The following is a 10,617-nucleotide window of genomic DNA, read 5'->3' as shown; positions in this document are numbered from 1 at the left end:
GGCGGTTACGGGACCACCTATTCGGTGCGTCGGGCAGGGCGTGCGCGCGGGCGCCTGTATGCGTTGAAGTTGTCGCGGCGCCCCGGGGAACGGTGGTTCGCGCGGGAGGCGGCGCTGCTGGCCCGCGTGCGCCACCGGGCCGTGGTGCGATTGATCACGCACGGCGTCTGGCGACTGGGGCCGGTGGAGCACCCCTATCTGGTGATGGAGTACGTGGAGGGCGAATCACTCTACGAGTGGGCCCTGGCCCGCAACCCCACGGGTCGCCACGTGGCGCTGTTGCTGGCCCAGGTGCTGGAGGCGCTGGCCGCCGCGCACGCGACAGGGGCGCTGCACCGGGACTTCAAGGGCGACAACGTCCTGGTCACCCCCGACGGGAAGGTGAAGCTGCTGGACTGGGGCGCTGGCGGGTACGCGGGGGCGCCCGCCCTCACCGCGACGGCCAGACTTCCGCCGGGCAGTCCGCGCTATTACAGCCCCCAGCTCCTCCGGTGGCGGGCGTTGGCGGAGCGCCGGCCCGGGGCCCTGGAGCCCTACACTTATGCGGTCGCGGATGAGCTGTACGCGGTCGGGGTCACCTTCTACCGCCTGCTGGTGGACCAGTACCCCGCGTTCCCGTGGAGCATGCCCTTCGGGCCCCTGGCATCCCATGGCCTGGGTTCCTTGAAGGACCTCAACCCGAGGGTGCCGGCGCTGCTGGAGGACTTCGTCCAGCGGCTGCTGGCCTTCGTGCCCGAACAGCGACCCGAGGGCACGGCCTCCCTGGGCCGGGAGGTGCGTCGGACCCTGGCGGTCGCGGATGCGGCGTGGGACGCGCCGCTGTTCGGCTGGCGTGAGAGGACGTCCAGCGGCTCGCGCACGACGCTGGAGGCGGCGGAGGCGAGGGGCCCCGTGATGCCGGGGCAGGAGGTCGCCCTGCGGGAGGCCCGTGCGAAGCACGTGGAGGAGGTCCACCGGCTGCGTGAGCTCCGGGAACTGCGCCAGCGCGACCCGGCGAAGGTGGCCGAGGTCGAGGCCCGGGATTCCCGTGCCGTGCGCGGGGCAGGTGGGCGCTCACACCCGCTGCGGTGGGGACTGGTCGCCGTGCTGCTGGTGGGGCTGCCCCTTTCGGTGCTCGCTGCATGGCGTCTGGGACACGTTCCACGAGGCATCGCTCCGGCGCGAGACGTCCGGCGAATGGCGCCGCTGGCTGGACCGGACCAAGCTCGCGCGCCTCTGGCGGGGGATTCCCCACCCGCCCTGTTTCAGCAGGAGAAAGAAGACATGACCCTTCGTGCGCCGCAGCAGGCGGCCGTCAACTCCGCTCCGGTGCGCTCCGGTGTGCTCGGGAAGCTCCAGCGGTGCACCCTGGCCGCTGGCGCCGTGGCCCTCACCGCTTGCACGGGAGTACAAGTCCGCCCCGACCCGAGCCGCTGTCCCGCAGGGGCGCTGGAGGCGATGCGCAAGCTTGAAATGTATGAAGGCGGCAGCGCCAGCATCCTCACGGACATCCATCAGCCGGGCGACAACTCGGAAGAGCTCATCGTCCGCGATGGCCCCATCGTCAGCCTCACCGTCGAAAGCTTCGGGGACCTGCCCACGGGAACCCGACTGTACGGGCAGCTCTGGACGGGCGGGGGGAGGGTGACCGGTCGCTACACCCGGGCGGAGCTGCCGGACCGGCGCGTCGTCCCGGTCTGCCTCGTCTATGGCAACCGCGATGGGGGAGAGTGGCTTCCGGGTTCCAAGGCCGGTGCGGTCAGGATGCCGCGCACCTGGGCCTATACCATCGTGCATGCCTTCCCGTGAGCCATCCTTTTTGAGAATCCTGTGATTTGAAATTATTCTAATGTTACCTCCTGGGTTCTCCCATTTCAGGTGACTTGAAAGGTAGCTTGTCCTTGTTCTCCCCGGATGACTGCGTCCGCGTGGATGACAAGGAGCCCGCACGGCATGAGTCCTTCCAGGACGGTGAAGCCTCCCCCTCCCGAAGTGCTGTTCAAGACGGGCTCCAGGTCCTTCGAGCTGGCGCAGGTGCTACGGCGAAGCAGTCACGGGGAGCAGCAGCTCATTGCCCTCCGGCGGCAGCCCGGGCGTGAACCCGTGCCGGTGTTCCTCCAGGCGTTGTCCTTGACGGGGCGGACGGTGTCGCGCCTGAGGGATCCCCAGGCACGGATGCAGGAGATGGTCACGCTCGCGCGGCTCCTCCAGCATCCGCGCATCGCCCGGCTGAACGGATGCCATGAAGCGGCGGGCGTCCTGTACCTGGAATGGGAACACGTCCCAGGTTACACGTTGGACGACGTGTCGTTGCTGCCGCTGGTGTATGTGCATGCGTACTCCGAAGCCTTCCTGTTGCACGTGGGGCTCCAGTTGGCGTCGCTGCTCGCGTTCCTGCACGGGCACGCGGATGAGCGCGGTCTGCCATTGGGCTTCGTGCACCGGGACCTGCATCCGCAGGGCATCCGGTTCGGACCGGACGGACAGCTGGTGTTGACGCACCTGGGGGATGCCTTCTCACGGTTGCCGGGCCGGGTGCCTTCCAGCATCACGCGTCCGCATGGACAGGCATTCTACGGGGCTCCGGAGGTGTTGTTCGGCGAGGCCGCGGATGCGCGCTCGGACCTGTTCTCGCTGGGGCTCATCCTGCTGGAGCTGGCGACGAGCCTGCACCTGTACAGCCTGCCCCGTGTCCTCCTGGGAGACCTGGATGCGCGACTGACGGACGAGGATGGGCAGCGGGTGCTCCAGGGCATGATGGTGGCGGAGCAGGCGGGGCGGGTCACGAGCGAATACATCCACATCGTCACGCACGCCGCCGCGTACCGGCCCGAGGACATCGATTCGTTGATGATCCGGCTGTCACCGGCCCTGCGCGCCATCCTCCACCGCCTGCTCAAGCGCGACCGTGCGGAGCGCTACGCGACGGCGGAGGAGGTGGAGGCGGCTCTGCGGGCTCGGGCCACGGAGTTGGGTGGGCACTACGGCGGCGCGGAGGCGGCGGAGGAGTTCCAGAAGGCGCTCGCGGGCACGGCGCCGCTGCTGAATGGATTCCAGAAGGACGTGGGGGCCTTCCCGCGTGGAAGCGTGCTGCACCTGCCGACGCCGGTGGTGTGAAACGCCGTCGCACGCCATCGGCTGTGCTACGGCCTGCCGCCATGAAGACGCTGTGCCTTGTGCTGATGGGTGTGCTCCTGGCCTCGTGGGGCAGGGCGACAGAAGGTCGCTCCTGGAGCTGAAGAACTGCCTTCCCTCGTGCTCTGCATCCAGGAGCAGCCGAATGGAACGAGGGTCCACTCCTGGCGGCCCGTGGAGGAGGCGCGGTATCTGCTGAAGCCCGGCGCAGGAGTAGACGGCGGGCGAATCGTGCTCACGGCGGCAGGAAGCCGGGACTGCGATGCGGAGAACCGAGAGTGCATCATTGGTTGGAGCGCCATCAGAAGGGCATTCTGGTCGGGAGCGTGGTCGTCATCGCAGGAGTTGCGTTTGTCGTCGTCTCCGCGGGACCGGGCTGTTCATCCTCGCGCCCGCAGCGCTCATGGCAAGCGGAGAAGGCGCTGCGGCGCCGGTCGTGATGGGGGCTGTACAATGAAGGGAGACAATATTTCCCTTGAAACACGGGAGCTATTGGGGAGGTTTTGGTCGGAATCGCAATCCGAGGATGACAGGATGCGACTGGAAGTTGCGATGGACGCGCTCCAGTTCATCCACGACATGGGCCAATCCCAGCTTTTTCGCACGTATCACCAGGGCATCGAGGAACACGAGCCCCCGTTCGTGTTCGCTTCCTTCGAGACCCGCGCGGAAGCGGACGCGTGGCTGATGGCGCAGACCCCGGTCCCGGACCGGGCGTCCGTGCTGGTCGCGGGCGAATACTTCACCGTGATGGACCTGCCGGAGTTGGGCGTGGGCACGCGCAGGCTTCTCTCCAGCCCGATCCTCAAGTTCTACCTGGAAGACATGCGGGAGAAGGCAGGCGCTCCAGTGGCCCTGTTCTCCACCCGCGAGGAAGCGGAAACCTGGCTCCGGGAGCAGCCCGAGCCTCCCCGACAGGTCGTCGTTCATGTCGACGGCAAGCCCTATCTCGCGGCCTACCATCACCGGATCCAGCTCCGAGTCCTCTATCCACTGCCCGACGCGAAACCGCCTGGGAGGCGAGAGGAAGACCCAAGATGAAGCGGATTTCGCTGGTAACGGCACTGATGGTTCTTTTCGTTGGATGTACTCATGTCCAGCCAACGGAGTCCCGGGTGTACAGGGTGTCCGAGAATGCGGAAGGCGTCGGTGCCGTACTCGGAAGTGGAGGCTCAGGTGGCCTCGACTGCCAGGGGGAGCATGAAACGTGCGTGGAGGTTTGTTGGCAGAAGCGCTACCCATGGCCCCACAACCAGGAGCAGTCGGGATGGTACTACCAGCGGTGCACTTCGGATTGCAGGGCCCAGTACAATGAATGCGTGAAGGAACAGGAGGCAGCAGCGCGAGAAAAAGCAAGGAAGCTTGGCTTCACGGACATGGAGCGCGCGATCGATTGGCTCCAAAAGCATAAAGCCGAGGTGACGCTCGGAACCCTTGTCGTCGTTGGAGGCGTAGCCTTCGTGCTCACGACGAGTGCTGCCGGTGCACTGGTGCTGATTCCCCTGGCGCTTTGAGCAAATGAAATGAAATACAATCCAGATTTCGATGTTGATTCCGTGCTGGACGTCCTGAAGGGCGTGAACGAAAAGTACGAAGAAGGTTCGCCTGAAGATGAGGCGCTGCGGATCGCCGCCGTGGCGCTTGTCTATGTCCGCGAAGCCGAGAGGCTGGAGGAATACCGTGGGTTTTTCCGGTCGTTCTTCACGCCTGCCATTGAAAGCGTCATCGTCTCCCAGACCTTCTCGACAAGAGAGGAGGCCGAGACATGGCTCGCCCTTGGGGTTGCACGGGACGGAGAATTGATTCGCGTCGCGGGTCAGGGGTTCCAGGTCATCCTGGCGCAGGGAGATGCGAAGCCGACCCTGCTGCGTACGCCCCTGCCAGAAGAACTGATGAAGAAGTTCCCCCCAGGCCCGGGATGAGGTCTCCGTGAAGTGAGTCCCGGGCGCTCCGGACCTCACAGGGCTTCAGTTCCACGCCAGCCTCCACCGGCAGCCCCGGACTCCAGGGCTGCCCTATCCCCTGGCTGCCTGCCTCGACCCGTCGCGCGGCAGCTTCACCGTGAAGGTCGTCCCCGCCTCCCGGGAGGAGGTCACGTCGATGGTGCCTCCGTGCGCCTGGACGATGTGCTGCACGATGTAGAGCCCCAGCCCCACGCTGCGCGTCGCCAGGTCCATGCCCGGCACCCCCCGTTGCATCGGCTGGAAGAGGCGGTGCATCAGGTCCGGGGGGATGGGGTCGCCCGCGTTGTGCACCGCCAGGAGGACCTCCAGGTCCGTGCTCTGGACGCGCACCGTCACCGGCGTGCCCTCCGGCGAGTACTTCAGCGCGTTGCCCAGCAGGTTGGTGAGCACCTGCGCCATGCGGTCCGGATCCCAGCAGCCGCGCGTCCCGTGGCCTGGCGTGGAGGCCTGGAGGACGCGCTCGGGGAAGTTCATCTGCACCTCCTCCATCACCTGCCGCACCACCGTGGTCAGGTCCAGGTCCTGGCACTGCACGGGGATCCCCTCGCCCAGGCGCGCCTGGGTGAAGTCGAGCAGGTCGCGGATCATCCGCACCGCCCGCTCCGCGGAGGCCTGGATGCGCAGGACGGCCTTGGTGTCGCGCTCACTCAGCTCCTCACGCCGCAACAGCGACGTGGTGCCCAGCGCGATGGCGTTGAGCGGGTTTCGCAGGTCGTGGGACACGATGCCCACCAGGTACTGCTCGAACTCCGCGCGCTGCCGCGCCGCCTCCTCCTCGCGCTTGCGCTCCGTCACGTCCAGCGCCGTGCCCACGAAGCGCGCGGGACGTCCGTCCGGGCGGAAGTGGACCTGCCCGCGCCCGGACAGCCACCGCACCTTCGCGCCGTCTCCGGCGGGGGGCCGCACCCGGAACTCGCAGGCGTACTCCCCGGCGCCCCCGGGCATGTTGGCCTCCGCCATCGCCTGCTCCACCTTCGCCCGGTCCTCCTCGTGGACGAACTGCATGGCCTCCGCGAGCGTCAGCTCCCCTTCGGCGGGCAGCCCCAGCATGGCGCGAAACCGCGGGTCCCAGGACGCCTCGCCCGTGAGCGGATTGACGTCCCAGCTGCCCATGTCCACCGCTTCCAGCGCCAGCCGCAGCCGCTCCTCGTTGGCGTGCAGGGTCGCCGCCAGCGCCTCCGTGCGCTGCCGGGCCCGCACGCCGTCGGTGACCTCGGTGGCGACGATGAGGACGCCCTCGATGAGGCCTTCCGCCCCGAGCAGCGGCTGGTAGACGAAGTTGAAGTACACGTCCTCCAGCCTCCCGCCCGGCGCCCGCGCCAGCCGCACGTGGACCTCGTTGCCTACGTACGGTTCGCCCGTGGTGAACACGCCGTCCAGCAGCTCCAGGATGCCCTGGCCCTTCACCTCCGGCAGCGCTTCCTGGATGGGGCGGTGCAGCACCTGGGAAGGCGTGCGGCCCCAGAGCTGGCAGATGCGCGAGTTGGCCAGCTCCACGATGTGCGTGGGCCCCCGGAAGATGGCGAGCGCGACCGGCGCCTGGTGCAGCAGCGTGTTGAGGCGGCCGAGCTCCATGTCCGCCTGGACGCGCGCCGTCTGGGCCTCCTGGAGGAGCTGCTCGCGCCCGGCCTCCGTCTTCCGCCGCGCGGTGATGTCCTGCATGGCGCCCACCATCCGCAGGCCCCGCCCTTGCGCGTCGCGCGTGATGACGCCCGTGTCCAGCACCCGCACGGCTTCGCCCTGGCGGTTCAGGAACCGGTACTCGTCCTGCCAGCGGGCCTGCGTGCCCTGGATGGCCGCGTGGATGCCGTGCTTCACGCGCTCACGGTCCTCGGGGTGGATGCGGTCCACCCACCAGTCCGCGGTGGGGCCCGTCTCTTCCGGCGCGAAGCCGAGCAGGCGCTGCACCCCGCCGCTCCAGGTCACCTCCTGCGTCGTCAGGTCCCAATCCCAGACGGAGTCGGTGGCCACCTGGCTCGCCAACCGGTAGCGCGTCTCCGACGTCGCCAGCCGCGCGTGGGCTTCATGCAGCTTCCCCATCAGGAGGGCGCGCTCGAGGATGCCGGAGAGGTACTCCACCAGCGTCTCCAGGAAGCGCTTGGTCTGCGGCGGCACGGGACGGGCCTCCGCGAAGCCCACGCAGAGCACGCCCATCAGCTCGCCGTGGGGCCACAGGCGCAGGCCCAGCAGCGTGCTCCAGCCCTGCTGCCCCAACCCCTCGCGCTCGGCGTCGGAAAGCCCGTGCGCCTGGGCCTGCACCAGGGGCTCCTCCGAGCGGGCCACCCTGCCCAGGAAGGACGGCCCGGCCGCATCCACCCGGCGGCGTCCCGCGTGCGGGACGTCATGCCCCGAGTCCGCGACGGCCCCCATCCCCGTGCTCCCCCGCTCCACCAGGAACAGCTCCGCGCCAGCGGCCTCCAGCGCGCGGACGACGGTGTCGATGAGCGGCTTCAGCCGGGGCAGCGCGTCCTCGTGCGCCTCCAGCGCCTGGGGGGCGAGCGCATCCAGCTGGCGCAGGAAGCGCTTCTCCCGCTGCCGGTCCTCCATCGAGTAGCCGGAGAAGAGGACCACCACGTGGTCCATGGCCGCCTCCAGCTGCTGGAAGAGGCACTGGAGGTCGGAGGCGGCGGGCGTGTGCTCCGGCTGCAGGGCGTCCCAGAGCTGGGGGATGAGCCGGCCCAGGAGCGTGTACTCGTCCGTCGCGTCCTCCTGCGTGGCACCCACCCGCAGGCGCAGGTTGATGTGGGCCTCTTCCAGGCGCGCGCGGGTCTCCAGGCGCTCCGGCGTGGGGCCGTGGCGGCAGATGAGCGCCACCACGCGCAGGTACTCCGGCAGCGTGGTGATGATCTCCGAGGCCTTCAGGCCCTGGCTGCTCTCCCGGGTCCGCGTCTCCTCGACGAAGCGCCGCACCAGGGTCTCCAGGTTCGCTTCGATGAGGTCGGCGATGACATTCATGGCTCAAGGGGACGGGTAGGGGCTTCCGTCTCCGGGTGCAACGCCGAGCCGCGTTTTCCCGGAAGATGAAACAACAGACAGGCATCCGACCGGTGCGTTTTCGCGCGAGACGGGGGTGGCCAGACGCGGCGGCGATGCACAGCACGGCGTCATTGCTGGCGGTGCCGGTGCGACCTGCGTAGGCTGTCCCCGTGTTGAGAACGACGCCCCGCTCCACCATCCTCATCGTCGACGACGAGCCGGACCTGCGCGAGGTGGTGGCGGAGCTGCTGGAGATGGAAGACTACGCGGTGGTGCAGGCCGCCAACGGGCAGCTGGCCCTGGACGCGCTCTCCCACGAGCCCCGGCCGTGCCTGGTGCTGCTGGACCTGATGATGCCGGTGATGGACGGACACGAGTTCCTCCACCGCGTGCGGGACGACGCCCGGTTCCGCGACCTGCCGGTGCTGATGCTCACCGCGCACCCGACCGCGAAGGCGCCTCCGGGCACGGTGGGCCTCTTGCGCAAGCCCGTGGACATCACGGAGCTGCTCGCGCTGGTGGCCCGGCACTGCCAGCCCGGCTGAAGGCGCCCGCTCACGCCGCCGGCGCGGCGTGCACGGCGATGGCGTCCAGCAGCTCTTCCAGGCGCACCGGCTTGCCCAGCCGTCCGGACACCCCGTGCGGCAGCGGCAGGGTGGGATGCGCCGTCAGCACCAGCACCCGCGTCAGGGCCAGCGCGCCGGAGCGGCGCAGGTGTTCGATGAAGGCGTGCCCGTCCATCACCGGCATCACCAGGTCCAGCAGGATGAGCTCGGGGATGCGCTCAAGCCCCGCCAGGACGTTCAGCGCGTCCTGCCCGTTCACCGCCGTGTGCACCCGGTAGGCCTCCGATTCGAGGATCTCCTTGAGCGCCTCGCGGACGTCCCGGTTGTTTTCGACAAGCAGCAGGCTGATGGAGTGTTGCGTGGTGGACACGCGCCCAGGGTAGGGCAGGGGGCCGGGAAGTTCCAACTTCCACCGGCCGCCCGGAGGCTCGGATGGCCTCCGGGGTGGGAGGCGTCCGGAAGCCCGGTGGCGTGCTTCAGGGGGCGCGCGGCAGCGTCATGGTGAAGACCGTCCGCTCCGGGCCCGACTCCACCACCAGCGTCCCCCGGTGGCTGCGGACGATCTGCTCGGAGATGAAGAGGCCCAGGCCCAGGCCGGAGGGCACGTGCGCGCCCGTCTGCGCGCGCTGGAAGGGGTGGAAGAGCAGGGCCAGCTCCTCCTGGGGGATGGGGGTGCCCTGGTTCTCCACCCGCGCGACGGCCTGCTCCGGCCCGCCCTGCAGCGACAGCTTCACGGTGGACTCCGGGGGGCTGTATTGGAGCGCGTTGCCCAGCAGGTTGCTCAGGACCTGCGCCAGCCGGTCCCCGTCCCACCGGCCTCCCAGCGGGCCGCTGGACTCCACCCGCACGGTGCGGTTGGGGTGCACCAGCTCCAGCTCCTCCACCACCTGGCGCACCACCAGCCCCAGGTCCGTGGCGCCCGGCGTCAGGGGGATGCCGCCGCCCAGCCGGCTGCGGGTGAAGTCCAGCAGTTCGGTGATCATCCGCGTCATCCGATCCGTGCTGCTGATGATGCGCCCCACGGTGCGCACCAGCCCGGGCGGCACCTGTTCGCTGGCGATGAGGAAGCTGGCCGCCATGCGGATGGCGTTGAGGGGGTTTCGCAGGTCGTGGCCGACGATGCCCAGGAAGCGCTCGCGGAACTCCGCGGCGGACCGCAGCTCCCCTTCCGACTGCTTGTGCCGGGTGACGTCCACCACCACCGACCCCACGCCCAGCACCTCGCCGCCCTCCGTGCGCACCGGGTGGAAGCCCATCATGAGGTGCACGTCGCCGCCGGCCGCGTCCGTCCCTGGCTGCTTCAGCGCCACGGACAGCTCCTCCGCGGGCTCTCCCGTCTCCAGCACGCGGCGGATGACGGGCTCCAGTTGCGGCGCCAGTGAGGGCAGGACCTCCGCGAAGGTCCTCCCGGCGTGGGCGTCCAGGGGCAGCCCGTCCAGCTTCGCCATCCGCGCGTTGACGTGCACGAACCTCAGCTCCCGGTCCAGCAGCGACAGGCCCACCGGCGAGGAGGTGAGCAGCGCGTCCAGCTGCGCGAGCGCCTCCGCCTTCTCCCGGTCCGCTCTCCGCACGGCGTCCACCATCCGCTTGCCGCGCACCAGCGCGTTCACGCGTGCGCGCACCTCCTCCGTGCGGAAGGGCTTGGCCACGTAGTCGTTGGCGCCCGCGCGCAGGCCCTGCACCAGGTCCTCCGGCCGGCCGTGCGCGGTGAGCAGCAACACGGGAAGGGCCGCGGTCTCCGGCTGGCCGCGCAGGAACTGACAGACCTCCGGGCCGGACATCCCCGGCATCTCCCAGTCCAGCACCACCACGTCCGGCGCCCGTCCGGCGTGCAGGCGTTCGAGCATCGCGGCGCCGTCCGGGAACGTCTCCACCTGGAATCCCGGGCCGAGCGCCGTCTTGATGAAGCGCGCCTCGCTGGCGCTGTCGTCCACCACCCAGACACACGGTGCGGGCTCGGCTCCGGTGGAGTCGTCTCCGGGCGGGCGGGGGAAGAA

The 10,617-nt window shown here is 69.3% G+C and carries 9 protein-coding genes; 6 read left to right on the top strand and 3 right to left on the bottom strand.

Going from position 1 to position 10,617, the window contains the following annotated elements:
- From D7X74_RS33945 to D7X74_RS33925, 5 genes are all read left to right on the top strand, one after another.
- On the top strand, window positions 1-1,788 hold a 1,788-nt coding region (locus tag D7X74_RS33945; RefSeq protein ID WP_147446776.1), incomplete at its 5' end, for a protein kinase.
- A gap of 144 nt (window positions 1,789-1,932) precedes the next feature.
- On the top strand, window positions 1,933-3,096 hold the full coding sequence (locus tag D7X74_RS45125) for a serine/threonine protein kinase (protein ID WP_158622337.1): 1,164 nt from the start codon (window positions 1,933-1,935) through the stop codon (window positions 3,094-3,096).
- A gap of 552 nt (window positions 3,097-3,648) precedes the next feature.
- Entirely contained in the window at window positions 3,649-4,155 is a 507-nt protein-coding gene (locus D7X74_RS33930; protein WP_147444503.1) for a head protein, read from the top strand.
- Between the two features lie 278 nt (window positions 4,156-4,433).
- On the top strand, window positions 4,434-4,628 hold the full coding sequence (locus D7X74_RS42775) for a hypothetical protein (protein ID WP_147444502.1): 195 nt from the start codon (window positions 4,434-4,436) through the stop codon (window positions 4,626-4,628).
- 9 nt (window positions 4,629-4,637) lie between these two features.
- Window positions 4,638-5,036, top strand: a complete 399-nt coding sequence (locus D7X74_RS33925) for a hypothetical protein (RefSeq protein ID WP_120537150.1) — start codon at window positions 4,638-4,640, stop codon at window positions 5,034-5,036.
- A gap of 93 nt (window positions 5,037-5,129) precedes the next feature.
- Here the strand turns inward: D7X74_RS33925 and D7X74_RS33920 are convergent, their stop codons facing one another.
- Complete coding sequence (locus D7X74_RS33920; RefSeq protein ID WP_120537149.1) at window positions 5,130-8,033, bottom strand: PAS domain-containing protein; 2,904 nt, start codon at window positions 8,031-8,033, stop codon at window positions 5,130-5,132.
- 194 nt (window positions 8,034-8,227) lie between these two features.
- Between D7X74_RS33920 and D7X74_RS33915 the strand changes: the two genes are divergently transcribed.
- Entirely contained in the window at window positions 8,228-8,599 is a 372-nt protein-coding gene (locus D7X74_RS33915) for a response regulator (protein WP_199732949.1), read from the top strand.
- Between the two features lie 10 nt (window positions 8,600-8,609).
- Here D7X74_RS33915 and D7X74_RS33910 read toward each other — a convergent pair whose 3' ends face one another.
- Entirely contained in the window at window positions 8,610-8,990 is a 381-nt protein-coding gene (locus D7X74_RS33910; protein WP_158620480.1) for a response regulator, read from the bottom strand.
- A 106-nt stretch (window positions 8,991-9,096) separates the two neighbouring features.
- The coding region (locus D7X74_RS33905; protein WP_120537146.1) for a response regulator at window positions 9,097-10,617 on the bottom strand (1,521 nt) is incomplete at its 5' end.

The sequence above is a fragment of the Corallococcus sp. CA047B genome, from assembly GCF_003612065.1.
Classification (GTDB): Bacteria; Myxococcota; Myxococcia; order Myxococcales; family Myxococcaceae; genus Corallococcus; species Corallococcus praedator.
This window is presented reverse-complemented; position numbering and strand designations above follow the sequence as displayed.

What these genes read in the sequence shown, in the direction of transcription:
- D7X74_RS33930 (WP_147444503.1), top strand. Translation starts at nt 3,649, where the DNA reads ATGCGACTGGAAGTTGCGATGGACGCGCTCCAGTTCATCCACGACATG.
- D7X74_RS45125 (WP_158622337.1), top strand. Translation starts at nt 1,933, where the DNA reads ATGAGTCCTTCCAGGACGGTGAAGCCTCCCCCTCCCGAAGTGCTGTTC.
- D7X74_RS33920 (WP_120537149.1), bottom strand. Translation starts at nt 8,033, where the DNA reads ATGAATGTCATCGCCGACCTCATCGAAGCGAACCTGGAGACCCTGGTG.
- D7X74_RS33925 (WP_120537150.1), top strand. Translation starts at nt 4,638, where the DNA reads ATGAAATACAATCCAGATTTCGATGTTGATTCCGTGCTGGACGTCCTG.